Source organism: Pseudomonas sp. NFACC45, from assembly GCF_900113505.1.
In the GTDB taxonomy this organism is placed as follows: Bacteria; Pseudomonadota; Gammaproteobacteria; order Pseudomonadales; family Pseudomonadaceae; genus Aquipseudomonas; species Aquipseudomonas tehranensis.
The window spans coordinates 293606-315775 of sequence record NZ_FOPO01000003.1; the positions used below are offsets into that span (position 1 = coordinate 293606).

Here is a 22170-nt window from a genome sequence, read left to right on the forward strand (position 1 = left end):
ACGCGCAACGGATCAATGCGATGCAGCAGGTGCAGTGATGGCAGAGACACAGAAGCTAGAGAAAAAAGCAGTGCTGCTGACCGGCATCGATGAGCTGTCGCCCAAGCTTGCCAGCCTTCGGGCGAAGGTCGCCAGCTTCAAACAGAACCTCGATGCCACGGGCCTTGGCAGCCTGGATATTTCCGCTCTACTCCCCGAGGGCGGCCTGGCCAAACCGTTCATGGAGGGGCTCAAGTCAGCAGACGCTTTCAAAGGTGAAGTCGGCGCGGCCAACGCGGCGGCCAGCAGCTCGAAGGCCCCTGAAGCGCCGCGTGTAGCGGCACAGAGCCTGGATGGATTGAAGACTTCCATCAGCAATGTGTCGGTGCAGTTCGGTTCGGCCCTGGGGCCGGCGGTCAACGCGGCGGCAGCCAGCTTGCAGCCGATGGTCACGGGTGTGGCCCAGGTGCTGCAGGACAACCCGCAATTGGTGCAGGGCCTGGCGACAGGTGTCGTGGCGTTCAACGCGATTCAAACGGCGGTCAGCGGTGCGAGCCAGGCGCTGGAAGTGGTCAACCTAGCCTTGAAGATGAACCCCATCGGCTTGATTGCCATGGGCATCGCCTTGGCGGCCGGGATGATCATCGCTAACTGGACACCGATCTCGGCGTTCTTCGCCGGGCTTTGGCAAAAGCTGTCGCCGATCGTCATGCCGATGGTCGAGTTCTTCAAGACGGTGTTCGCCTTCACCCCGATGGGGCAGGTGATCAGCCATTGGGGACCGATCAGCAGTTTTTTCGGCATGCTCTGGAATGTGATCGTGGCGGCGGCGACGCCGATTATCGGTTTCATGCAGACGTTGTTTGCCTGGTCACCCTTGGGTTTGATCATCAGCAATTGGGCGCCCTTGACCGGGTTGTTCTCAGCGATCTGGGATCTGCTCAGGGCACTGACGGTGCCGGTGATGGGCGCCTTGAAAGGCCTGTTCGACTGGACGCCGCTGGGGTTGATCATGGCCAACTGGGGCACGATTGGTGAAGTGTTCGCCGGCATCTGGGAAGGCATTCGCAATCAGGTGTCGATCATGCTGGCGGTGTTCAGCGGTTTGTTCGACTGGTCGCCCATTGAGGGCCTGACCAAACAGTGGGGACCTGTGGGGGAGTGGTTCAGCCAATGGTGGGATGAACTGCAGGGTGTGATTGCGCCGATCAAGGCGTTCTTCAACGGCGGCTTCGGCGAAATCATCACCTCGTTTACCGGCAAGGTCGAAGGATTGACCGAGGCGCAACGGCAGACCAATGCCGAAGGCAAGGGTGAACTGGCGCCAGCATTTTTTGGCGGGGCCAGTGAACAGCCTGCGGGCTTGTCTTCCAGCCTTGCGCCGGCGTCCGGCAACCTGCCGATGAAAACCTCATTGGCGGCAGGCGCACTGCCGCAAACCTCCAGTGCCCTGGTGCAACAAAGCGCCGCCAACAACCGCACGCAGCTCGAAGGTGGCCTGACCGTGCGCTTCGAAAACGCTCCGGCCGGGTTGCGCGCAGATCCGCCACAGACCAATCAACCGGCCCTGGCGGTGAGTTCGCGCATCGGCTATCGCTCACTTTCCACAGGAGGTTCCAATGAGCTGGCGTGATCGTTTGTTGCCGGCGTCGTTTCGTGGCGTCGGGTTCTGGGTCGATCAGGCGAAGACCCCGGTCGGCCATAAGGGCCAGTTGCATGAATATCCCCAGCGTGACCAGCCATTCTTCGAAGGCCTCGGTCAACAAGCGAAGATTCATGAGCTGACCGCGTTCATCGTCGGACCCGATTGCCTGGAGCAGCGTGACAAGTTGCTTAGGGCCCTGGAGCAGGGCAGCGGAGAACTGGTGCATCCGTGGCTGGGGCGCCTGCAGGTCAAGGTGGGCGAGTGCGACATGACCCAGACCCGTCAGGATGGCGGCCTGGTGACGTTCGCTCTGAAGTTCTACCCCGACCAGCCGCTGCAATTCCCGTCGGCCGCGATCAACAGCCAGAAACTGTTACTGGTGTCGGCTGACAGCTTTCTGGGTTCGGCGGTGCGGCGCTTCGAAGAGGCCATGACGTTGATCAAGGCTGCGCGGATCGGCATTGCTGACCTGCGCAACAGCCTTAAGGAGGTCTACGGCGTCATCGAGCAGGAACTCAAGCCGTTGATCGAGACTTATCGGCAACTCAGCGATCTGGTCAAGGCGGTGAAGGAGCTGCCCAGCGAAGTGGCCGCCGAGTTTAAAGGGTTGCTGGGGGACATCCGGGAATTGAAGGACTTTGCCCGTGACGGCTATCGCGGCGTGATTGCCAGCGTGTCGCAGCAGGTGGAAGCCATTCGCAAGGCGGACGCTCCCAAACTCACCACCGGCAAAGACACCACGGCGGCGGCCCAGGCCGTGGCCGATCTGGTGCAGGACACGCTGCTGGTGCAGGCCGCGCAATGGATTGCGACGATGCCGGTGGCGGCACCGGCGGTCAAGTTGGGCGCCACCCCATCGGTGGCGCAACAGGCGGTACAGCCGGTCCAGCGCCGAGACGTGCCGGTGGCCGATGATGTCCTGGCCCTGCGCGATGCCCTCAACGAGGCCATCTGGCAAGCCTCGCTCAAGGCCGATCCGGATCACTACCAGGCGCTGAACAACCTGCGTCAGCAAATGGCCGCGCACCTGACGGCGGTGGCGTCTTCCGGTGTCAGACTGATCAGCCTGTCGTTCAAGCAAAGCCTGCCGGCGCTGGTAGTGGCGTATCAGCAATTTGCCGATGCCACCCGGGTCACCGAAGTGACTCAGCGCAATGGCGTGGCTCACCCTGGTTTCCTGCCACCCAACGACCTGAAAGTCTCGAGGGAATAAGCCATGAACGAGCTCGACAACGCTGTCTCGCTCACCGTCGGCGGGCTGGATTACGGCGGCTGGAAAAGCGTGGAAATCAGTGCGGACCTGGAGCGGCAGTTCCGCACCTTCAAGCTTGACATCACCTGGCAATGGCCGGGGCAGACCCAGTCTGTGCCAATTCGTCCGGGGGATGAATGTCAGGTGCGCATCGGTGCCGACCTGGTGCTCAGCGGCTACGTGTTCAAAGCCCCGGTCAGTTATGACGGGCGCCAGATCAGCCTGAGCATCGAGGGTGGCTCCAGAACCCAGGACTTGGTGGACTGCGCGGCGATCAATCGCCCGAGCCAATGGCGCGGGCAAACGGTGCTGAGCATTGTCCAGGCCCTGGCCTCGCAATATGGCGTGGGAGTGATCAGTGAGATCCCTGAAACCGCTCGGTTGAGCGAGCACAGCATCGTGCCGGGGGAAACGGTCTTTCAATCCATCGACCGTCTGCTGACGTTGTTTCGGGTGTTTTCCACTGACGACGCCGAAGGCCGCGTGTTGCTGGCTAAACCCGGTAGTGGCGGGCGAGCCAATGATGTGCTGGAACTGGGTAAAAACATTCTCTCGGGCAACGCACCGATGGACTACAGCCAGGTGTTCTCCGAATACCGGGTCATCGGCCAGCACAAGGGCAATGATCAGCAGAGCGGGGCGGCGGTGAGCGAAGTTTCCGGCACCGCTACGGACCTGGGCTTCAAGCGCAAGCGGGTCACGGTGATCAGCGAAAGCGCGCAATTGACCTTCGAACTGGCCCAGCAGCGAGCCGACTGGGAAAGCGCCATCCGCACTGGCAAGGCCCTGACCACGACCTACCGCGTGCAGGGCTGGCGTCAGGCCAATGGCGATTTGTGGCGGCATAACACCCTGGTGCGGGTGATCGACCCGGTGCTGGGGTTTGACGGCGACATGCTGATCTCCAAAGTGACGTATTCACTGTCTGCCCAAGGCTCCGTCACCACCCTGCAAGTCGCCCCGCCCCATACGTTCGACGCGAACCCGACGCCACCCAAATCCTGAGCCCAACGCAAAACTCCTGGTGGGAGCGGGCTTGCTCGCGAAAGCGGTGGGTCAGCTTGCATCGATATTGACTGTCCCGACGCCTTCGCGAGCAAGCCCGCTCCCACACGGGATCTCCAGTGGAGACAAGTTTTGTGTTCGGCACAGATCCCCTGTGGGAGCGAGCCTGCTCGCGATGGCGCCAGCACAGCCCAAGGGATCTTGATCAATACACATTGCTTTCAAACTTCCGATTCCAAGGAAACCTCAATGAGCCTACTGACCCGCCTCCTGGCGCGCGGCACTGTCGTGCTCGCCAATTCGGCTACCAAGTTGCAATCGCTGCAAATGCGCCTCACCGCCGGCGAAGTGAATGACGATATGGAGCACTTCGAACCCTACGGTTTCACCAGCAATCCGCTGGCCGGGGCCGAGGGGATCGCCACGTTCCTGGGCGGTGACCGTTCCCATGCCGTGGTGCTGGTGGTGGCTGACCGTCGTTTCCGCCTCAAGGCCCTGGCCCCTGGTGAAGTGGCGATCTACACCGACGAGGGCGACAAGATCCACTTCAAGCGCGGCCGGGTCATCGACATCCAGACTGCGACCCTGAACATCCGCGCCAGCAGCGCGGTGAACATCGACAGCCCGGTGATCAACCACACCGGCAAGCTCGTTTCCCAGGGCGACCAGATCGCCGGCGGCATCAGCCAGATCAAGCATGTGCACGTCGGCGTGCAGGCCGGTAACGGCCAGACCGGCATGCCGGCGGGAGGCCAGTGATGTTCATCAGCCAGAACCTTCACGCCGCGCTGACCCGCTCGGTGCTGATCAGCCTGTTCACCTGGCGCCGCGCCGCTGACGACGATGCCGTGGATGACGAGCAACGTTTCGGCTGGTGGGGCGACACTTTTCCCACCGTCGCCGACGACCGTATTGGTTCGCGGCTGTGGCTATTGCGCCGGGTCAAGCTGACCCGGCAGACCCAGCTCGACGCCGAATTCTATGCCCGCGAAGCCTTGCAATGGCTGATCGACGATGGCCATTGCAGCGCCATCGACATCATCAGCGAACGCCTCGACGCCCAGCGCCTGAATCTGCGCACGGTTTTGACCCTGGCCGACGGCGAGCGCCTGGACATCAACCCCGATAACAGTTGGCAGGTGACCTATGCCGTTTGAAACCCCTTCGCTGCCGGTGCTGATCAAGCGCGCCCAAAGCGACCTGGCCAGCGATTCGCTGCGCCAGTCCGATGCTCAAGTGCTGGCTCGCACCCTGGGTGGCGCCGCCTATGGCCTGTATGGCTATCTGGATTGGATCGCTGAGCAGATCCTGCCGGACAAGGCCGACGAATCCACCCTGGAGCGCATCGCCGCGCTGCGCCTGAACCAGGCGCGCAAAGCGGCCCAGGTGGCCAGCGGCAGCGTCAGCTTCACCGCCACCGCGGGCGCTGTGCTGGATGTCGACACGCTGCTGCAGTCCAGCGATGGGCGCACCTACAAAGTGACCAGCGCCCGCACCACCAGCAATGGCCTCAATAGCACCACTGTCGCCGCGTTGGACGCCGGCAGCCTGGGTAATGCCGATGCCGGGCTGGTGTTGACGTCGGTGCAGCCGATCCTTGGGATCGGCAACAGCTTCACCGTGCTGGCGCCCGGGTTGACCGGCGGCCTCGCCCGGGAAAGCCTCGAATCCCTGCGGGCCAGGGTGATCCGCTCCTACCGCATCATTCCCCACGGCGGTTCCGCGCAGGACTATGAAACCTGGGCCCTGGAATGCCCTGGCATCACCCGCGCCTGGTGTCGCGGCAGCTACCTGGGGCCGGGCACCGTTGGCGTGTTCGTCATGCGTGACGACGACCCACAGCCGATTCCCAACACCGAGCAACTGGAAGAAGTCCGGGCCTATATCGAGCCACTGCGCCCGGTCACCGCCGAAGTGCATGTGCTGGCGCCAGCCCAGGTGCCGGTGACCTACCGGCTGCGCATTACCCCGGACACCAGCGCCGTGCGCGCCGCCATCGAAGCGCAACTGCGAGACCTGCATAACCGCGAAGCTGGCCTTGGCGAAACCCTCCTGCTGACCCACATCGCCGAAGCCATCAGCAGTGCCACCGGGGAAACCGACCACGCACTGACTGCACCCATCGCCGACGTGGTGGCCGCCAGCAATCAGTTGCTGACCTTCGGAGGCTGCGTATGGCAAGCCTGAGAACCGCCGAGCAGTACCAGGCCCAACTGCGCAGCCTGCTGCCCAGCGGTCCGGCATGGGACCCGGAGCGGGTGCCGGAACTGGAAGAGGTGCTGCAAGGCATCGTCCAGGAATTGGCGCGTCTCGACGCCCGCGCCGTCGACCTGCTCCACGAAATGGACCCCGCGGGTGTGAGTGAACTGGTGCCGGATTGGGAGCGGGTGATGAACCTGCCTGACCCGTGCCTGGGCGCTACACCGCTGTATGACGACCGCCGTTTGGCGGTGCGTCGGCGGCTGTTGGCGGTGGGCAGCCAGGCCATCGCTTATTACGTGGAAATCGCCAAGAGCCAGGGCTATCCCAACGCCACCATCACCGAACTCAAGGCCCCCCGCATGGGCCGCGCCCGCTTCGGCGAAGCGCACTTCGGCACCTGGCAGGCGCAATTCATGTGGACCCTCAACACCGGCGGTCGCCTGCTGCTCGGCCGACGTTTTGGCGCCAGCTATTGGGGGGAGCGTTTTGGCGTCAATCCGGGCTCGGCGCTTGAGTGTCTGATTCATCGTAGTGCACCGGCGCATACGCGGGTGCATATCAATTATGACTAAGGAATAGAGAGATGGACTATCCAAAAAGCGTTCCCAGCGTCGGGCTGGTGAACGGCCGGTTTGTAGATGAAAATCCGTTGGCGGGCACTCCTGGATCGCTGATTCCGGCGGTCTGGGGCAATAGCGTTACCCAGGAAATCCTCGGCGTGATCTCCGCCGCAGGCATTACACCGTCTGAAGCGGACACCGGGCAGTTGATCAAGGCGTTGCAGGCTATTCTCGGGCGTAGCAGCCCGATGCGTTCGGTTGTTACGCGCTTAACAGCTTCAAAAGTGCTGACGGCCGAGGAACTAGGTCTGGTGCTGATTGATGCCAGTGCTGGCGCGAACACAGTGACGCTTCCGGCGGCCAATGCGGCGCTCGGTGTTCGCGATGTGATTGTGCGGCGTGTGGATAACAGTGGTAACCGTCTGACGGTACGGGCCTCCGGTAGCGACAGAATTCGCTTTCATACTCATTTGGCGGCCAGTGGTTATCCGTTTCTGGTGCTGATGGGCAGCGGTGACTGGTGGCATCTGCGCAGTGATGAAACTGGGGTTTGGTGGCCGGTGGGACGGTTCGATGCGACGGCGCTGGGGCGTATTTCCTTTGAGAGCACGCGTCAGGTCATTCCCGGTGGGTATGCGGTGCTTAATGGAAATTTGCTGGTGCGCAGCGATTGGCCGTGGTTGTGGGATTACGCGCAATCGTCCGGTGCGTTAGTGACGGAGGGCTCCAGAGGAGGGAACGAGGGCGCGTGGACCAGCGGTGACGGGGCGACGACTTTTCGGCTTCCGGATATTCGTGGTGAATTCTTGCGCGTGCTGGATGAGGCTCGCGGGGTGGATGTCAACCGCCTGGCAGGTAGTTGGCAGGCGGATGCCTTGGAAAGTCATAACCATTTCTTGCCAACCAGCTCAGGCAGTGCTGTGCGTCCAGCTCCCAGTATTCCTGACAGCGTCTGGGACTTGGCGCATGACGTTAATGCTGCCCCTGTGTCAGGCAGCCTCGGTACGACATTTCCCAACCCGGCCTATTCCAGTGGCACCTCGGTGGGGAATATCGGGAGTTTCGGTACCGAAACTCGCCCCAGAAACATCGCCTATCCCGCCCGAATCAAGCTAATCTGAGGTAATTATGTTTATTTATATGTTCGATGATTCCGGTGTTCTATCTGGCCCGGTAGAGCTTTTCGTAACGCCCGGTATGGGCATTCAAATCCCCGGTAACGGTATTCAACTATCCTTCGAGCTTCCAACCGCTCAAGAGCATCATTCGTGGGTCATGGTGAACGGCGTTCCACGAGAAATAGTGGACTGGCGCGGTTCGGTTTATCGCAAGGACAACGGCGCTCATCTGGAGTGGACCGAGTTCGGCCAATTGCCGGACATGTACACAGCCGAACCATGGCCGGGCAATTACTATGTATGGCGCGATACCACCTGGGTATTTGACGAGATGCTGCAGCTGGCCGACCTCAAGCGCGAAGCCCTGTCGAAGCGCGATAAATTGCTGCGCGAAGCCGTTCAGAAAGTCGCTCCTTTCCAATATGCCGAAGACATCGGCGACGCCAGCGACCAGGAACAACTGGCCCTGATGGAGTGGAAGCTCTACTGCGTCGAGTTAAACCGTATCCAGCACCAAACCGGTTTTCCAACCGACATCAACTGGCCGGTCGTGCCTGAGTCTGCGGCTTAAAGCGCCACGGACCGAACCGCTTAAACCTTCTCAATTTTTTCCGGGCTCTGTTGGGCGAATCAACAGGCGCAGTTTTCTATTGCCTGTTTTTTGGCCGTTTGAATATCAAGGGAGGACAACGTGGACTATCCAAGAAGTGTGCCCAGTGCGGGTTTGGTGAATGGCAGGTTTGTGGATGAGGATCCCTTGACCGGGACGCCGGGATCTTTGATCCCCGCCAGTTGGGGCAATGGTGTCACGCAGGAGTTGCTCAATGTCATTCAAGCCGCCGGACTGACGCCCTCGGAACAACTGAGCAATCAACTGTTGACGGCATTGCGTGGCAACGGGTTATTTACCACCGCCGCGCAGTTTGACAGTGACGGGTCCGTAGCCACCACGGAGTTCGTGAGACGTAGCGGGCTGCAGTATTCCGGCTTTGCTGCGTACGCAACCAATACCGCGTTGACACTGGCGCACATCGGTGGAGCCGTCAGTTTTGCCAGTGCTACGCCGATCAGCGTCACGCTGCCTGGCACTACCGGAATCATGCATGGGGCGACGCTGACACTTATTAACGTTGGTGTCGGCGTGGTCACCCTATCGACGGCCTCGGCTGCCGATACACTAGGGCCGTCATCCTCAGCTCTTGGCCCTATCGATCTGAGCCGTGGTGAAACAGCGGAATTCGTCAAGCTGGACAATCAATGGCGGTTGATCGGTGGCACTGTTCTTCTGAAGTATACGTCGTTGTTTTCAGGTCAGCAGGGTAATCCGGGTTATCAAAAGTACGCGAGCGGAAATATCGATCAGTGGGGTTACGGTACAACCGACGCCAACGGAGAAGTGTTCGTTACGTTTCCGATCTCATTCCCCAATGCTTTTGTGTCAGTCGTAGCGAACCATGTGGGTGGTGATGTAGCCATGGTGATTATGGTGGCTGGGACCGGCTCACGGCAGGGGGTGCGTTTGAAGGTTAGAGACTATTCAGGGCACATGAATGCTGGATGGCACATTACATATTTTGCGAAGGGTTATTAAATGAATGACCTCACGTTATTGTTCAGTCCAAGCACCTGCGGAGCATATGTTCCCGGTATCAATGTTTCCGATATTCCGAACGATGTGATTGAAATCCCTAGGGCTTACTGGCTATCGCTACTTCAGCAACTTGCTATGTCGCCCAAGCGCGTTTCAGCCAACCCCGACAATGGCTATCCCATCCTTGTAGATCCACCTCCTCTGACGTCAGGCCAAGCTGCTGAGAACGAGTATGCGTGGCGCAATGCCCAGCTCTCGGCGACGGACCGTCTCGTCGCGCGGGATCGCGATGAAATGGACGACGGTAGCGGCACCACACTGGACCAGACGCAATACACACAACTGCAGGCCTACCGTCGCGCCCTCAGGGACTGGCCACAGGATGAGCTTTTTCCTGCTGCTGAATATCGTCCGGTCGCGCCACCCTGGCTGACCGAGCAACTTCAATAACGCCTTCGATGAACTGACCTATGGAAGTCACCCAACAACAACTCCTCACCATCATGCCCAACGCCCGCTCTCAAGCGGGCGTTTTCGTTTCGGCTCTTAATAGCGCCATGTCCAGCCATCGTATCGACACGCCCAAACGCATTGCCGCGTTTCTGGCCCAGGTTGGCCATGAATCGGGGCAACTGCGCCATGTACGCGAACTCGGCGGTGATCAATATCTCAGTAAGTACGACACGGGGCCGTTGGCCGTTCGCTTGGGCAATACACCCCAGGCCGACGGCGACGGTCAGCAATATCGGGGGCGCGGGCTGATTCAGATTACCGGGCGCGACAATTATCGGCGTTGCAGTCTGGGTTTGTTTGGCGATGAGCGATTGCTGGCATTGCCGCAACTGCTGGAGAAACCGCAATGGGCGGCTGAGTCTGCCGCCTGGTTCTGGAATCAGAACGGTTTGAACGAACTGGCTGATCGTGACCAGTTCAACAGCATCACCCGGCGCATCAACGGTGGTTTGAATGGCTTGCAGGATCGCCTGCAACTCTGGGCGCGGGCGAGGGCGGTGATATGTCAGCCTTTGGTTTGATGCCTGTTTCTTCTCGCACCCTTGGCGTCGCTGTGTTGCTGGCGTTGGTGGCCGGCGGCCCGGCGATGTTGGCGTGGCAAGTCCAGACGTGGCGTTATGAGCGGCAACTGGCGCAAACGGCCCAGATCCAGGCGCAGATGTTGAATCAAATAACCCAGGCGGCGGCTATTCAACAAAAGGCCGAGCAAGACAAGCGTCTGGCCCTGGAACAGCAACTTTCCGCCAGCGAACAATCCCATTACCGAGCCTTGAGCGATGCCCAACGTGATCAGGATCGCTTGCGCGATCGTCTTGCTACTGCCGATGTCCGGCTGTCAGTCCTCCTCGACGCCGACGATGTTGCCGCCGGTTGTGCAGTGCCTGCCACCGCCGGCGCCGGCGGCGTGGATCATGGCCCCCTACGCGCCCGACTTGACCCGGCGCATGCTCAACGAATTGTCGCCATCACCGACGAAGGGGATCGCGGATTGATCGCTCTGCAGGCCTGTCAGGCCTACGTCAGGGCATTGGGGCGGTGATCCGGCGAGCCTTGCAAGCCTGGCATGCTCGTGTACGGTAGGGCCCATTGCATCGAATCAGGAGAGCATCATGGATGACATCACCGAGCTGGCCGCTGAACTGGGCCGGCGCCTGCAGCGGGTCAATGCCCATGTGACCACGGCCGAGTCCTGCACCGGAGGCGGGATTGCCGAGGCGATCACTCGTATTCCCGGGAGTTCGGCGTGGTTCGAGGCGGGTTATGTCACCTATTCCAACCGCCAGAAGACTCAGCAACTGGATGTGCCGGCCGAGCTGTTTGCAACGGTGGGGGCGGTCAGTCGCGAGGTGGTGGAGGCCATGGTGCGGGGGGCGCAGCAAAAAAGCCTGGCGCGATTTGCTGTAGCGGTCAGCGGCGTGGCCGGCCCCGATGGTGGCTCGCCGAACAAACCGGTGGGTACGGTGTGGCTGGCCTGGGGCGTTGGTGACACGGTTGTCAGCGAGCAGCGATTCTTTGCCGGCAACCGCGACGAAGTCCGCCGACAAACGGTGAAGGCCGCGCTAGAGGGGCTGTTGCAACATGCCGCCGCAGAAATCTCAAATCAGGGGTAGGCGATCCTCAATCGCTGTGGAATAATACTGGCTACTTATACAGGTGTTGGCCGTCAGGCCTTATTGATTACGTGAGGACTTTAATGGACGACAACAAGAAGAAAGCCTTGGCTGCGGCCTTGGGTCAGATCGAACGTCAATTCGGCAAGGGTGCCGTAATGCGTATGGGCGATCAGGACCGTCAGGCTATTCCTTCCATCTCCACCGGCTCCCTGGGCCTGGACATTGCGCTTGGCATTGGCGGTCTGCCAAAAGGCCGTATCGTTGAAATCTACGGTCCTGAGTCTTCCGGTAAAACCACGCTGACCCTGTCCGTGATCGCCCAGGCTCAAAAAGCCGGTGCGACCTGCGCTTTCGTCGATGCCGAACACGCCCTGGACCCGGAATATGCCGGCAAGCTGGGCGTTAACGTCGATGACCTGCTGGTTTCTCAGCCGGACACCGGTGAACAGGCCCTGGAAATCACCGACATGCTGGTGCGTTCCAACGCCGTTGACGTGATCATCGTCGACTCCGTGGCTGCACTGGTACCCAAAGCGGAAATCGAAGGTGAAATGGGCGACATGCACGTGGGCCTCCAGGCTCGTCTGATGTCCCAGGCCCTGCGCAAGATCACCGGTAACATCAAGAACGCCAACTGCCTGGTGATCTTCATCAACCAGATCCGTATGAAGATCGGCGTGATGTTCGGCAGCCCGGAAACCACTACCGGTGGTAACGCGCTGAAGTTCTACGCTTCGGTTCGTCTGGACATCCGCCGCACCGGCGCAGTGAAAGAAGGCGATGAGGTTGTCGGCAGCGAAACCCGCGTCAAGGTTGTGAAGAACAAGGTCGCTTCGCCGTTCCGTCAGGCGGAGTTCCAGATTCTTTACGGCAAGGGTATCTACCTCAATGGCGAGATGATCGACCTGGGTGTGTTGCACGGTTTTGTCGAAAAATCCGGCGCCTGGTATGCCTACAACGGCACCAAGATCGGTCAGGGCAAGGCCAACTCGGCCAAGTTCCTGGCGGACAACCCGGAAATTGCCGCAACCCTCGAGAAGCAACTGCGTGACAAGCTTCTGAGCCCAGTTGCAGACGTCAAGTCGGTGGCTAACCGCGAGACTGCAGACGACCTGGCTGACGCTGACATCTGATCGATTCGATGACCGTCGTACTCGATACCCTCGTCGCGGTGCGGCGAACCGCGATGGACCTGCTCGCCAGGCGCGAGCACGGTCGAGTCGAGCTGACGCGTAAACTGCGTCAGCGCGGCGCTCCAGATGAGTTGATCGACACGGCCCTCGACCGTTTGACGGAAGAGGGCTTGTTGTCGGAGTCCCGCTACCTTGAGAGCTTTGTCTCTTATCGAGCTCGTTCTGGGTATGGTCCCTTGCGAATTCGTGAGGAGCTCGGTCAGCGTGGTTTGCAACGCCCGGACATCGAACTTGCCCTGCGCGAAAGCGGTATCGATTGGCAGGCGCAACTGACGGACACCTGGCGCCGCAAGTTCTCAGGGCATTTGCCCATCGATGCTAGGGAGCGAGCCAAGCAAGGACGTTTCCTGGCATATCGAGGATATTCCATGGAAATGATCAACCGTTTATTCAGCGGTCGCGGCATGGACGACTAAACAACAACGGCCCGTTATTTCGATAGCGGGCCGTTTTTTTATGGGCTCAGGTCACCTTGATCGGCTCCCAGGTGAGGGGTTGGACCTTGGTGGCGGGCTGGGCCCAGTTTTCCGACAGGTTGATGTAATCCACCAGTTCCCTCAAACGACCGTGATCGCGGGCATTGAAGGTAAAGGCCAGTCGGGTCAGATGGCTGAAACGGGCCTCGTCGTGTTCCTCGCCGGCGTAGGCGTGTTGATGAAAACAATCGTTTAGGCACAGATCGGCAAACTCCGCCTGCAAATGCCCAAGGGCCTGGTCGTTCAGTTTGTGATTCATACGGATCACGAATTGATGTTTGAGCCAGCGGCTGGAATGGAAGTTGCTGTAGAACTGATTGATCTCCTCTACGGCCTCTTGAGCGCTGTACACCAGGCGCATCAACTTCATATCGGTTGGCAGGATGTAGCGGTTTTCCTCCAGTTGCTCACGGATGAAGTGCAGGGCGCCTTGCCAGAATTTGCCCCCTGGTACATCCAGCAATACCACCGGCACCAGCGGGCTTTTACCGGTTTGCACCAACGTCAGGACTTCCAACGCTTCATCGAGGGTGCCGAAACCGCCTGGGCAGAGCACCAGTGCGTCGGCCTCTTTGACGAAAAACAGCTTACGGGTGAAGAAGAAGTGGAACGGCAGCAGATTCTGCGTGCCTTCAACGGTCGGATTCGCATGCTGTTCGAAAGGCAAGGTGATGTTGAAACCCAGGCTATGGTCCCGGCCAGCGCCTTCATGGGCCGCGGCCATGATGCCACCGCCGGCGCCAGTGATGACCATCATGTCCGAGCGTGCCAACTCCGCCCCCAGTTCCCGGGCCAAGCCGTACAGCGGATGTTCGATGGGCGTTCGGGCCGAGCCGAAGACCGTGACCTTGCGTCGACCCTTGAATTGTTCGAGCGTGCGAAAAGCGTGCTCCAGTTCTCGCAAGGCCTGCAGCGTGATCTTGGCATTCCAGCGGTTGTGATCTTCCTGGGCCATGCGCAGGACGGTCAGGATCATGTCGCGGTAGATGGGGAGGTTCGGGCTGTTGGGGGAGACCAGGTTGAGTTGCTCTTCGACCTTGCGGGTGAGGTCGTGTCCATGGTTCTCAAAATGACGACTCAGCGAGTCATTCGGTTTGTAAGGCATTCAGCTTCTCCTTCTTGGCAAAACCCCAGCCCGAACGAGAGATTCGTCAGGGCCACGACACTCCGTGTGTCGTTGTCAGCCCAGGACCGTGCCTGGACGTTCGACCTGGTTCGACGCGGGTGCGACAGGCGACCAAGCCATCCTGCGGGTTCTGCGTTTCCCTTGTATGAAAGAACTGTCACGCGCAAAGGTGTCGGTGGGGCAGCCTCGTTCTGCCCGAAGCAAAGAGATACTTTTGAATCTAGTCCCTCACGCGGATCTTCGCTGCCTTGATCATGGCGCTCAAAAAACATCGTTGGCAACCGCTCAAATGTCATGCCGCTCGTCAGATTGCCAACTAGGTGCGTGCCGCTCTGATTAACTGATTAGCAAGCATTCAATGCTATGGCGCGTCCGGGACTGGACGCTGCGCGATGGATTGAAGTGGATCGGGCATGGAGGCGGGACTGATGACCAGAGTAACTTTGGAGCTCGACAGGCAGTTGTACCTGACGCTGTTGGAAGCGGCTCAGGCTAATCGAGTAAGCCTCGAAGAGGAATGCTGTCGCCGGTTGGAAGGCCGAGCATGGCGCTCGCGCTACCTGCAGGCGCTGGTGGCGGAACTGCGCGCCGACGATGAGCAGCGGCGCGCCAGTTCGGGTTGATTATTTTTTGGTCTTGGCCGGTTTCGGGCAGTCGGATTCCTGGAAGCGCTCAGTCGCGATGGGGCGATTGGTCTTAACTTCGGTGAACTCGTAGCGCATGGTCGCGCCTTGGGCCATCAGCTTGCGCAAGCCAGGGTTGGTACACACCGTGGCGCCCAGCTGGAAATACACGGCCTTGGGATCGGCCCGCATTTTTTGGGCGTGGCTGCTTTGCACGCTCAGATGATTGATCAGCTCATTGCCTTCTACGGTGTAGCCCTGGTCGAGAATGTCCTCGTTGATTGCCCGGGGCGTGCCGGCGCTGCTTTGCGCGGCGACATTGCGCAGCATCTTGTTCAGTTCGAGTTCTTTCAGCGAAGCGGCCTGTGCGGTGACGGACGTCGCCAGTAGCACGGCAACGGTGGGGACGATAAGGCGCAGCATGAAACTCTCCTGGTTCAGTGACTGGTGGTTCGACCGATCACATGACTGTGCGTTCAGTGGCGGCAAATTATAGGGGAGGCCGGGTGGAGGGTACAGGTTTGCGCGCTCTGGTAGACTGCCGGCCTTTATCTTGCCGAGTCTTGTTCGTGTCGAGTTTTCCTGTCTGTCGGCGTCCCCTGTGATGAACCATGCCCCCAACGCTGTAGCCCGTCTGCGCGACCAGCGCATCGATGAAGGTATCAAGCCGATTCAGGCCCGTGGCTGGCGCGCCCCCCGTTGCAGTGCCTGCCGGGTGATAGAGAGTCATTGCCTGTGCGCCTGGCGTCCGAGCGTCGAGACTCGCTCGGGTGTCTGCCTGATCATGACTAACAAGGAAGTGTTCAAGCCGAGTAACACGGGTTGGCTGATTGCCGACGTAGTGCGGGACAATCACGCGTTTATCTGGTCACGCACTGACGTCGACGAACAACTGCTGGCGCTGCTCAACGACCCGCAATGGCAGCCATATCTGGTGTTTCCCGGTGAGTACGTCGAGCCAGCGCGGGTCACACATACCGTCAACCTCGATCAGGGCAAGCGTCCGTTGTTCATTCTGCTGGATGCGACCTGGACCGAGGCGCGGAAGATTTTCCGCAAAAGCCCGTATTTCGACCGTTTACCGATTCTGAGCCTGCTGCCCGACAGGCTGTCGCGCTACCGCTTGCGCCGCTCGACTCGCAGCGAGCATCTGTGCACCGCCGAAGTGGCGGCATTGTGTCTGGAGCTGGCTGGGGACAGTGGCGCTGCGTCGGCCCTGGATGCCTATTTCGATGTGTTCAGCCAGCATTATCTGGGGGCCAAACGGCAGCAGGAAGTGGATGTGTCTACCCCAGCCCACGCCGAGTTGCAGCCCTTTATTCCTGCATTGAAGCCGGTGTTGGCCTAATAGTGGCGCATACTCAACACGGCAGCGGCCGTGCTGCTTGACCACCCCGGTTTCGCTGGGCATGCTTGGCGCCGATTAGGGTACGGCCAAGGTTTGAAACGCCGTGTTTTACGTGTTGGCGTTGAACGTACCCCTTTGATGCCGCTGCATGTCGGTATCTTGAGTTGCTTGGGCGAGGCGTGAGTGCATCGGGCCTGCCATTAAAAACAGGATCATTTGAAAAATGGCCACATACGAAATCCTGATAGCCGATGACCATCCGCTCTTTCGCAGCGCGTTACATCAGGCAGTGACCATGGGGCTCGGTCCCGATGTCCGACTCACGGAGGTGGCCAGTATTGCGGAACTGGAGGCCCGGCTGACTGAAAAGGCCGATTGGGATCTGGTGCTACTGGATCTGAATATGCCCGGCGCGTATGGCTTTTCCGGGCTGGTCTTGCTGCGCGGCCAATACCCGCAAATTCCCGTGGTGATGGTTTCGGCCCAGGAAGAAGCTTCGGTGATGGTCAAGGCCCGAGAGTTCGGCGCCAGTGGTTTCATTCCTAAATCCAGCTCCCTTGAGATGATTCAGGTCGCCGTCAAGGCGGTCCTGGATGGCGATGTGTCCTGGCCTCCCCAGGCATTCGAAGCAGTGAGCGTGTCCGACGAAGCCAAGGCCGCCAGCGAGGGGCTGGCCAGCCTCACTCCGCAGCAGTTCCGCGTGTTGACCATGGTGTGTGAAGGTCTGCTGAACAAGCAGATTGCCTATGAGTTGAACGTGTCCGAAGCCACCATCAAGGCCCATGTCACTGCAATCTTTCGTAAACTGAATGTGCGCACCCGGACCCAGGCGGCCTTGCTGCTGCAGCAACTTGAGTCCATTTCACCGCAATCGTAGCGTCTTGTTCACGCTTTTTTGACCGGGTTTGAATTAGCTTCTCCACCCCTTTTTGATCAGTTACCCACTTATGTCGCCTTTTAAAGGCCAAACCGGCCTGAAACGCATCCTCAACGCCTCCGGCTATTCTCTGGACGGCCTACGCGCGGCCTTCGTTGGTGAAGCCGCGTTTCGTCAGTTGGTCTTGCTCGACGTCATCCTGATTCCGTTGTCGTTTTTCCTGAATGTCAGCCGTGTCGAGCAGGCGCTGCTGATTGCGGTCTGCCTGCTGGCGCTGATCGTGGAGTTGCTCAATTCGGCGGTGGAGGCGGCCATCGACCGCATTTCCCTGGAGCTGCACCCGTTGTCGAAAAATGCCAAGGACATGGGCAGTGCCGCTCAGTTCGTCGCTTTGACCATGATTGCCTTGGTGTGGGGCCTGATTTTGCTCTAGCGCCCCGGCGCTCAGGCAATGGGGGGCAGGACGATTTCGTCGCTGCGCTGCACGCCAGCGGTGAATGCCCGGCACAGCTCGAGGAATTCGCGCATGGCCGACGTCTGGTATTTTTGTTTGTGCCAGATGAAATAAAACTGCCGGGCCAGGTCCATGTCCGGGGTTTCCACGGCGACGAGGCTGCCGCGCCGGAAGGCGTCGCGCAGGGCCAGGCGTGAAATGCAGCCAATCCCCAGGCCCGATTCCACAGCCCGCTTGATGGCTTCGGTGTGTTCCAGTTCCAGACGCACGTTCAGCGCACTGCGATGGTGACGCATGGCCTGGTCGAAGGTCAGGCGGGTGCCGGAGCCCTGTTCCCGCAGAATCCACGCTTCATGGGTCAGTTCCTCCATGGTCGCCTGGCCACGTTTGGCCAGCGGATGTTGAGGGGCGCAAAACACCACCAGCTCATCCTCGACCCAGCTCTGGACCTCGATGTCCGGATGGCTGCAGTCGCCTTCGATTAGACCCAGATCAATTTCATAGTGGGCAACCTGGTGCACGATATTGGCAGTGTTTTGCACGTGCAGCTTCACCTGGCTTTCCGGATGACGCTGCATGAAACTGCCGATCAGCAAGGTCGCCAGGTAATTGCCGATGGTCAGGGTCGCGCCGACCGCCAGTGAGCCGAAACCGGACTTGCCATTGAGCAGGTCTTCGATCTCCTTGGATTGGTCCAGCAACGCCACCGCCTGGGGCAGCAGTTGTTTGCCCAAGGCATTGAGACTCAGGCGTTTGCCGGCGCGGTCGAACAATTGGCAGCTGGACTGGCGCTCCAGTTCGGTGATGGAGGTGCTGGCCGCCGACTGCGAAAGATTGAGCAGGCCCGCAGCACGGGACACGCTTTCTTGCTGGGCGACGGCGACAAAAACCTGAAGTTGACGGAGAGTAAATCGCATATCTATATAACCGATAACCCTTATCTTGATAATTCATTTAACAGATATTGTCGCCGCCATTAGAATGCGATGCAATTGCGCATATTAACGACGCAGGCATCATTCCCAGGAGTCCCCGTACATGAGCAACATGAACCACGAGCGTGTCCTCAGTGTTCATCACTGGAACGACACTCTGTTCAGCTTCAAGTGCACCCGTGATCCGGGCCTGCGCTTCGAGAACGGTCAGTTCGTGATGATCGGCCTGCAGCAGCCCAACGGCCGCCCGCTTATGCGCGCTTACTCGATCGCCAGTCCGAACTGGGAAGAGCATCTCGAATTTTTCAGCATCAAGGTGCCTGATGGTCCGCTGACTTCCCAGTTGCAGCATCTGAAGGAAGGCGACGAGATCATCATCAGCAAGAAGCCCACCGGCACCCTGGTGCTGGACGATCTCAAGCCTGGCAAGCATTTGTACCTGCTCAGTACCGGCACCGGCCTGGCGCCGTTCATGAGCGTGATCCAGGATCCGGAAACCTACGAGCGTTTTGAAAAAGTGATCCTGTGCCACGGCGTACGTTACGTCAATGAAGTTGCCTACCGCGAGTTCATCACTGAGCACCTGCCGCAGAACGAGTTTTTCGGCGAAGCGTTGCGTGACAAGCTGATCTACTACCCGACCGTGACTCGCGAGCCGTTCGAGAACGAAGGCCGCCTGACCGACCTGATGCGCAGCGGCAAACTGTTCCGCGACATCGGCCTGCCGCCGATCAACCCACAGGACGACCGCGCCATGCTGTGCGGCAGCCCGAGCATGCTCGACGAGACCAGCGAAGTGCTCAACAGCTTCGGCCTGACTGTTTCGCCGCGCATGCGTGAGCCGGGTGATTACCTGATCGAGCGGGCGTTTGTAGAGAAGTAAGCCTCGGCTTACGCGGTGGTTGATCGGTCGCTATCGCGAGCAGGCTCGCTCCCACAATGGAATATGTGTGAACGCAAATCTTGTGGCCACTGCTGTTCAAATGTGGGAGCGAGCCTGCTCGCGATAGCAGAAACTCGGTCTGCAGTTACCATGAAAAAGCCCGCGCTACATGAAGAAGGTAGCGCGGGCTTTTTCGTTTCTGGCGGTTACGATTTCGCCGAAATCACTTCCAGCACCTTGATCACCCCCGACTGCGGATAATGCCAACGCACGTCCAGATCCCAGAACTGCGCACCATATTCCCGTTCGGGTGTAGGAATCTGGTACGCCGGACGTGGGTCTTGGGCCAGGCACTGTTCGATCAGCTCCACCAAGGGCTCTGCCAGGCGCCTGGCGTGATCCTGGGCTTGTAGCAGGGCTGTGTCCACCCATTGCACGGGGATCAGCTCAGGCGCTGCGCTGGCGATGTTGTTGTGCGCCGAGCCGATGATGTCTGCGTAGGGCACGTAGGGTTTGATATCCAGCACCGGGGTGCCGTCCAGCAAGTCGATGCCCGAGATCCACAGGCGCCCGGCTTCGACCCGCTCCAGTTTCACCACCGACTGGCCTATGCCGTTGGGGCGATGGGTGGCGCGAGTGGCGAACACCCCCATGGACTTATTGCCGCCCAGACGCGGCGGGCGCACTTTCAGCCGTGGCTTTTCTTCCAGGGCCTGGTGGAACAGGAACAGCAGCCAGACATGGCTGACCTGCTCCAGGCCCTGCACCGCATCGCCCTGATCGAATGGCGCCACCAGTTCCAATACCCCGCGCGCGGCCGGGGCCAGTTGCGGTTGACGGGGAATGGCGAACTTCTCCTTGAAGCAGGAGCGGACGTAGCCGATGGGGGAGACGTTGTAGGGCATTTGAAACGCTTCAAGTTGCAAGCTACAAGCTGCAAGCTTTGAACTTGTCGCTTGAAGCTTATGGCTGCTGTTTACGCTCTGACGCGCAGCGTCAGGCCCTTAAGGAAGTTGCGCAGCAACTGGTCACCGCACGGGCGATAGTTGGTGTGGCCAAACTTGCGGAACAATGCGCTCAGTTCCGGCTTGGACACCGGGAACTCCGCGGCCTTGAGGATGGCGTGCATGTCGTCTTCCTTCAGTTCGAAGGCCACCCGCAGCTTCTTGAGGATGATGTTGTTGGTGACCGGCACTTCGATTGGCTGCGGCGGACGGCTTTCGTCCTTGCCGCGCTTGAAGATCACCAGGCCGTCGAGAAAATGCGCCATGACTTCGTCAGGGCAGAACACGAAGCCTTCTTCCTCGTCTTTCTTGAGGTAACCCACCAGATCCGCCATGGGCACTTCCAGGCCGCCCAGCTTGATGATCTCGATGACTTTTTTGTCGCTGATGTCGAGCATGTAGCGCACGCTGCGAAGTACGTCGTTGTGAACCATGTGTGCAATCCTGATCAATCGGCAGTGGGCGCCGCAGCTCGGTGCGGCGCCGGAAAAAGAAACTAGAACTTCTCTTTGGTGGACAGGTAGCGCCACTGGCCCAGGGGCACCTTGCCGATGGACACGCCGCCAATGCGGATGCGCCGAATGGCCACCACCTTGAGGCCGACCGCCTGGCAAAACAGTGCGATCACCCCCGGTTGCGGGTTTTTCATGGCAAAGCGCAAGCGGTTCTCGTTCTGCCAACTGGCCTTGACCGCCGGCAACTCCTTGCCTTTGTAAGTCAGGCCATGGTTCAGGCGATTGAGGCCATGGGCGACCATTTCGCCTTCGACTTCCACCACGTATTCCTGCTCGATCTTGGCGGCGTCGGCGGTGAGCTTGCGCAGAATCTTCCAGTCCTGGGTGAACACCAGCAACCCACTGGCGTTGGCCTGCAGGTCGGCGCTGGCGGTCAGGCGCAGAAAGTGCCCCTTGAGGGGGCGCTTGCCGAAGCGGTGTTCTTCGCTCAGGGTCTGTGGCCCAAGGGACGCCATCGCCGTGTCTGCATCCATGCCCGCAGGGGCGTTCAACAGCAGGGTCACCGGCTCTGGCGCGGTGGCCTTGGCCTCGGGGTCGAGTTCGACTTTCTGGGTGGTGACCTTGAACTGCGGCTCGTCGATCACTTCGCCGTCCACGGTGACCCAGCCGCCCTCGATGAACAGCTCAGCCTCCCGACGGGAACAGCCGACGAGTTCGATGAGGCGTTTGGAGAGACGAATCGGGTCAGTCATGACAGGGCCGTAACAAAAAGAGGGTGGGCATTGTACCTGCCTGGCGCCGGTTAATCGCGGGTCCATTTGCCTTTTAGCCGCGTTGGACCTTCAGGTCGGGCTGTTTGTAGCGCATGTGCAGCAGCGGGTACGGCTGGTTCATGCCGTCCTTTGCCGAACGGCCTACCACTTCGAAGCCTTGCTTGAGGTAAAAACCCAGGGCTTGCGGGTTCTGTTCGTTGACATCCAGTTGATCGGCGTTCATGTGCTCCATGGCATAGCGCAACAGCTGCTTGCCCAGGCCCTGGCCACGGTGTTGCGGGTCGATGAAAAGCATCTCGATCTTGCCGGCTGCGACACCAGCGAAACCGGTAATGCGCTGGCGAGCATCCCGGGTGCAGATGAGCATGACTGCGTCCAGATACCGGGTGAGCACCAGGTTTTTCAACAGTTCGATGTAGCTGTCTGGCAGGAAATCATGGGTGGCCCGCACCGAGGCCTCCCAGACCCGGGTCAGTTCCTGATAATCGCTGGGTTTCGGTGTATGGATGACCGAATGCTGACGCATGCCCGCCTGCTCCTTGTGC

28 protein-coding genes are annotated in these 22170 nt (G+C 59.8%); 21 read left to right on the forward strand and 7 right to left on the reverse strand.

Translation table 11 applies throughout. The features are described 5' to 3' along the window. Nucleotides 1–37 precede the first annotated feature (37 nt). The 16 genes from BM132_RS06980 (at nucleotide 38) to recX (ending at nucleotide 13087) form a co-directional block, all read left to right on the forward strand. Complete coding sequence (locus BM132_RS06980) at nucleotides 38–1612, forward strand: phage tail tape measure protein (RefSeq protein WP_092454203.1); 1575 nt, start codon at nucleotides 38–40, stop codon at nucleotides 1610–1612. After that, on the forward strand, nucleotides 1599–2837 hold the full coding sequence (locus BM132_RS06985; protein ID WP_092454205.1) for a DNA circularization protein: 1239 nt from the start codon (nucleotides 1599–1601) through the stop codon (nucleotides 2835–2837). The genes BM132_RS06980 and BM132_RS06985 overlap by 14 nt, the downstream gene beginning before the upstream one ends. Before the next feature lie 3 nt (nucleotides 2838–2840). After that, entirely contained in the window at nucleotides 2841–3881 is a 1041-nt protein-coding gene (locus BM132_RS06990) for a phage baseplate assembly protein (protein ID WP_092401084.1), read from the forward strand. 249 nt (nucleotides 3882–4130) lie between these two features. Continuing rightward, on the forward strand, nucleotides 4131–4640 hold the full coding sequence (locus BM132_RS07000) for a phage baseplate assembly protein V (RefSeq protein WP_092401081.1): 510 nt from the start codon (nucleotides 4131–4133) through the stop codon (nucleotides 4638–4640). Continuing rightward, nucleotides 4640–5038, forward strand: a complete 399-nt coding sequence (locus BM132_RS07005) for a phage GP46 family protein (RefSeq protein ID WP_047230011.1) — start codon at nucleotides 4640–4642, stop codon at nucleotides 5036–5038. Before BM132_RS07000 ends, BM132_RS07005 begins: the two co-directional genes overlap by 1 nt. Next, entirely contained in the window at nucleotides 5028–6068 is a 1041-nt protein-coding gene (locus BM132_RS07010) for a baseplate J/gp47 family protein (RefSeq protein WP_092454209.1), read from the forward strand. The genes BM132_RS07005 and BM132_RS07010 overlap by 11 nt, the downstream gene beginning before the upstream one ends. After that, nucleotides 6056–6655: a YmfQ family protein gene (locus BM132_RS07015; RefSeq protein WP_092454212.1), complete on the forward strand. Its 600-nt coding sequence runs from the start codon at nucleotides 6056–6058 to the stop codon at nucleotides 6653–6655. Before BM132_RS07010 ends, BM132_RS07015 begins: the two co-directional genes overlap by 13 nt. An 11-nt stretch (nucleotides 6656–6666) precedes the next feature. After that, the gene (locus BM132_RS07020; protein WP_092454214.1) at nucleotides 6667–7764 is read left to right on the forward strand and encodes a phage tail protein; all 1098 of its coding nucleotides are present in this window, start codon (nucleotides 6667–6669) and stop codon (nucleotides 7762–7764) included. Between the two features lie 7 nt (nucleotides 7765–7771). Then, the gene (locus BM132_RS07025) at nucleotides 7772–8332 is read left to right on the forward strand and encodes a tail fiber assembly protein (protein WP_092454216.1); all 561 of its coding nucleotides are present in this window, start codon (nucleotides 7772–7774) and stop codon (nucleotides 8330–8332) included. Between the two features lie 120 nt (nucleotides 8333–8452). Continuing rightward, nucleotides 8453–9352 (forward strand): gp53-like domain-containing protein, encoded by a 900-nt coding sequence (locus BM132_RS07030; RefSeq protein ID WP_092454218.1) that lies wholly within the window; start codon nucleotides 8453–8455, stop codon nucleotides 9350–9352. Next, a complete protein-coding gene (locus BM132_RS07035; protein ID WP_092454220.1) occupies nucleotides 9353–9802 on the forward strand; it encodes a phage tail assembly chaperone in 450 nt (149 codons plus the stop codon). It abuts the gene before it with no gap. Nucleotides 9803–9822: 20 nt separating this feature from the next. Then, nucleotides 9823–10386, forward strand: coding sequence for a glycoside hydrolase family 19 protein (locus tag BM132_RS07040; protein ID WP_092454222.1), 564 nt, complete (start codon nucleotides 9823–9825; stop codon nucleotides 10384–10386). Then, on the forward strand, nucleotides 10368–10904 hold the full coding sequence (locus BM132_RS07045; RefSeq protein ID WP_092454224.1) for a lysis system i-spanin subunit Rz: 537 nt from the start codon (nucleotides 10368–10370) through the stop codon (nucleotides 10902–10904). Before BM132_RS07040 ends, BM132_RS07045 begins: the two co-directional genes overlap by 19 nt. Nucleotides 10905–10974: 70 nt before the next feature. Then, nucleotides 10975–11475 carry a CinA family protein gene (locus BM132_RS07050; RefSeq protein ID WP_092401054.1) on the forward strand — a complete coding sequence of 167 codons (501 nt, stop codon included), beginning with the start codon at nucleotides 10975–10977 and terminating at the stop codon, nucleotides 11473–11475. Nucleotides 11476–11558: 83 nt separating this feature from the next. After that, nucleotides 11559–12611 (forward strand): recombinase RecA, encoded by a 1053-nt coding sequence (recA, locus tag BM132_RS07055; protein WP_047230023.1) that lies wholly within the window; start codon nucleotides 11559–11561, stop codon nucleotides 12609–12611. A gap of 8 nt (nucleotides 12612–12619) precedes the next feature. Then, on the forward strand, nucleotides 12620–13087 hold the full coding sequence (recX, locus tag BM132_RS07060; protein ID WP_092454226.1) for a recombination regulator RecX: 468 nt from the start codon (nucleotides 12620–12622) through the stop codon (nucleotides 13085–13087). A 46-nt stretch (nucleotides 13088–13133) separates the two neighbouring features. Here recX and BM132_RS07065 read toward each other — a convergent pair whose 3' ends face one another. Continuing rightward, nucleotides 13134–14252, reverse strand: a complete 1119-nt coding sequence (locus BM132_RS07065; protein WP_092454228.1) for an LOG family protein — start codon at nucleotides 14250–14252, stop codon at nucleotides 13134–13136. A gap of 449 nt (nucleotides 14253–14701) precedes the next feature. Between BM132_RS07065 and BM132_RS07070 the strand changes: the two genes are divergently transcribed. Beyond that, on the forward strand, nucleotides 14702–14896 hold the full coding sequence (locus BM132_RS07070) for a hypothetical protein (RefSeq protein WP_092401045.1): 195 nt from the start codon (nucleotides 14702–14704) through the stop codon (nucleotides 14894–14896). Here the strand turns inward: BM132_RS07070 and BM132_RS07075 are convergent, their stop codons facing one another. Further along, nucleotides 14897–15319, reverse strand: a complete 423-nt coding sequence (locus BM132_RS07075; RefSeq protein ID WP_092401042.1) for a PA3611 family quorum-sensing-regulated virulence factor — start codon at nucleotides 15317–15319, stop codon at nucleotides 14897–14899. It lies immediately after the preceding gene. A gap of 181 nt (nucleotides 15320–15500) precedes the next feature. Here BM132_RS07075 and BM132_RS07080 point away from each other — a divergent pair, with 181 nt between their 5' ends. The 3 genes from BM132_RS07080 to BM132_RS07090 all read left to right on the forward strand — a co-directional run bounded on the left by BM132_RS07080 (nucleotide 15501) and on the right by BM132_RS07090 (nucleotide 17554). Further along, nucleotides 15501–16244, forward strand: coding sequence for a tRNA-uridine aminocarboxypropyltransferase (locus tag BM132_RS07080; protein ID WP_092401039.1), 744 nt, complete (start codon nucleotides 15501–15503; stop codon nucleotides 16242–16244). A 223-nt stretch (nucleotides 16245–16467) separates the two neighbouring features. Next, nucleotides 16468–17121: a response regulator transcription factor ErdR gene (gene erdR, locus BM132_RS07085; RefSeq protein WP_047230029.1), complete on the forward strand. Its 654-nt coding sequence runs from the start codon at nucleotides 16468–16470 to the stop codon at nucleotides 17119–17121. 70 nt (nucleotides 17122–17191) lie between these two features. Then, nucleotides 17192–17554, forward strand: coding sequence for a diacylglycerol kinase (locus BM132_RS07090; protein ID WP_092401036.1), 363 nt, complete (start codon nucleotides 17192–17194; stop codon nucleotides 17552–17554). A gap of 11 nt (nucleotides 17555–17565) precedes the next feature. Here BM132_RS07090 and BM132_RS07095 read toward each other — a convergent pair whose 3' ends face one another. Continuing rightward, on the reverse strand, nucleotides 17566–18492 hold the full coding sequence (locus BM132_RS07095; RefSeq protein ID WP_047230031.1) for a LysR family transcriptional regulator: 927 nt from the start codon (nucleotides 18490–18492) through the stop codon (nucleotides 17566–17568). Between the two features lie 121 nt (nucleotides 18493–18613). Between BM132_RS07095 and fpr the strand changes: the two genes are divergently transcribed. Further along, nucleotides 18614–19393, forward strand: coding sequence for a ferredoxin-NADP reductase (fpr, locus tag BM132_RS07100; RefSeq protein ID WP_003184787.1), 780 nt, complete (start codon nucleotides 18614–18616; stop codon nucleotides 19391–19393). Between the two features lie 206 nt (nucleotides 19394–19599). Here the strand turns inward: fpr and tsaA are convergent, their stop codons facing one another. The 4 genes from tsaA to BM132_RS07120 form a co-directional block, all read right to left on the reverse strand. Next, on the reverse strand, nucleotides 19600–20298 hold the full coding sequence (tsaA, locus tag BM132_RS07105; protein ID WP_092454230.1) for a tRNA (N6-threonylcarbamoyladenosine(37)-N6)-methyltransferase TrmO: 699 nt from the start codon (nucleotides 20296–20298) through the stop codon (nucleotides 19600–19602). Between the two features lie 71 nt (nucleotides 20299–20369). Further along, nucleotides 20370–20831, reverse strand: a complete 462-nt coding sequence (locus BM132_RS07110) for a YehS family protein (RefSeq protein WP_092401030.1) — start codon at nucleotides 20829–20831, stop codon at nucleotides 20370–20372. Between the two features lie 62 nt (nucleotides 20832–20893). After that, nucleotides 20894–21604, reverse strand: coding sequence for an rRNA pseudouridine synthase (locus tag BM132_RS07115; protein ID WP_047230034.1), 711 nt, complete (start codon nucleotides 21602–21604; stop codon nucleotides 20894–20896). A 73-nt stretch (nucleotides 21605–21677) separates the two neighbouring features. Continuing rightward, a complete protein-coding gene (locus tag BM132_RS07120) occupies nucleotides 21678–22151 on the reverse strand; it encodes a GNAT family N-acetyltransferase (protein WP_092401026.1) in 474 nt (157 codons plus the stop codon). Nucleotides 22152–22170 lie beyond the last annotated feature (19 nt).

Bases quoted from the DNA above. Each gene is read 5' to 3' on its own strand.
- BM132_RS06980 (WP_092454203.1), top strand. From the start codon at position 38: ATGGCAGAGACACAGAAGCTAGAGAAAAAAGCAGTGCTGCTGACCGGC.
- BM132_RS06985 (WP_092454205.1), top strand. From the start codon at position 1,599: ATGAGCTGGCGTGATCGTTTGTTGCCGGCGTCGTTTCGTGGCGTCGGG.
- BM132_RS06990 (WP_092401084.1), top strand. From the start codon at position 2,841: ATGAACGAGCTCGACAACGCTGTCTCGCTCACCGTCGGCGGGCTGGAT.
- BM132_RS07000 (WP_092401081.1), top strand. From the start codon at position 4,131: ATGAGCCTACTGACCCGCCTCCTGGCGCGCGGCACTGTCGTGCTCGCC.
- BM132_RS07005 (WP_047230011.1), top strand. From the start codon at position 4,640: ATGTTCATCAGCCAGAACCTTCACGCCGCGCTGACCCGCTCGGTGCTG.
- BM132_RS07010 (WP_092454209.1), top strand. From the start codon at position 5,028: ATGCCGTTTGAAACCCCTTCGCTGCCGGTGCTGATCAAGCGCGCCCAA.
- BM132_RS07015 (WP_092454212.1), top strand. From the start codon at position 6,056: ATGGCAAGCCTGAGAACCGCCGAGCAGTACCAGGCCCAACTGCGCAGC.
- BM132_RS07020 (WP_092454214.1), top strand. From the start codon at position 6,667: ATGGACTATCCAAAAAGCGTTCCCAGCGTCGGGCTGGTGAACGGCCGG.
- BM132_RS07025 (WP_092454216.1), top strand. From the start codon at position 7,772: ATGTTTATTTATATGTTCGATGATTCCGGTGTTCTATCTGGCCCGGTA.
- BM132_RS07035 (WP_092454220.1), top strand. From the start codon at position 9,353: ATGAATGACCTCACGTTATTGTTCAGTCCAAGCACCTGCGGAGCATAT.
- BM132_RS07040 (WP_092454222.1), top strand. From the start codon at position 9,823: ATGGAAGTCACCCAACAACAACTCCTCACCATCATGCCCAACGCCCGC.
- BM132_RS07045 (WP_092454224.1), top strand. From the start codon at position 10,368: ATGTCAGCCTTTGGTTTGATGCCTGTTTCTTCTCGCACCCTTGGCGTC.
- BM132_RS07050 (WP_092401054.1), top strand. From the start codon at position 10,975: ATGGATGACATCACCGAGCTGGCCGCTGAACTGGGCCGGCGCCTGCAG.
- recA (WP_047230023.1), top strand. From the start codon at position 11,559: ATGGACGACAACAAGAAGAAAGCCTTGGCTGCGGCCTTGGGTCAGATC.
- recX (WP_092454226.1), top strand. From the start codon at position 12,620: ATGACCGTCGTACTCGATACCCTCGTCGCGGTGCGGCGAACCGCGATG.
- BM132_RS07065 (WP_092454228.1), bottom strand. From the start codon at position 14,252: ATGCCTTACAAACCGAATGACTCGCTGAGTCGTCATTTTGAGAACCAT.
- BM132_RS07070 (WP_092401045.1), top strand. From the start codon at position 14,702: ATGACCAGAGTAACTTTGGAGCTCGACAGGCAGTTGTACCTGACGCTG.
- BM132_RS07075 (WP_092401042.1), bottom strand. From the start codon at position 15,319: ATGCTGCGCCTTATCGTCCCCACCGTTGCCGTGCTACTGGCGACGTCC.
- BM132_RS07080 (WP_092401039.1), top strand. From the start codon at position 15,501: ATGAACCATGCCCCCAACGCTGTAGCCCGTCTGCGCGACCAGCGCATC.
- erdR (WP_047230029.1), top strand. From the start codon at position 16,468: ATGGCCACATACGAAATCCTGATAGCCGATGACCATCCGCTCTTTCGC.
- BM132_RS07090 (WP_092401036.1), top strand. From the start codon at position 17,192: ATGTCGCCTTTTAAAGGCCAAACCGGCCTGAAACGCATCCTCAACGCC.
- BM132_RS07095 (WP_047230031.1), bottom strand. From the start codon at position 18,492: ATGCGATTTACTCTCCGTCAACTTCAGGTTTTTGTCGCCGTCGCCCAG.
- fpr (WP_003184787.1), top strand. From the start codon at position 18,614: ATGAGCAACATGAACCACGAGCGTGTCCTCAGTGTTCATCACTGGAAC.
- tsaA (WP_092454230.1), bottom strand. From the start codon at position 20,298: ATGCCCTACAACGTCTCCCCCATCGGCTACGTCCGCTCCTGCTTCAAG.
- BM132_RS07110 (WP_092401030.1), bottom strand. From the start codon at position 20,831: ATGGTTCACAACGACGTACTTCGCAGCGTGCGCTACATGCTCGACATC.
- BM132_RS07115 (WP_047230034.1), bottom strand. From the start codon at position 21,604: ATGACTGACCCGATTCGTCTCTCCAAACGCCTCATCGAACTCGTCGGC.
- BM132_RS07120 (WP_092401026.1), bottom strand. From the start codon at position 22,151: ATGCGTCAGCATTCGGTCATCCATACACCGAAACCCAGCGATTATCAG.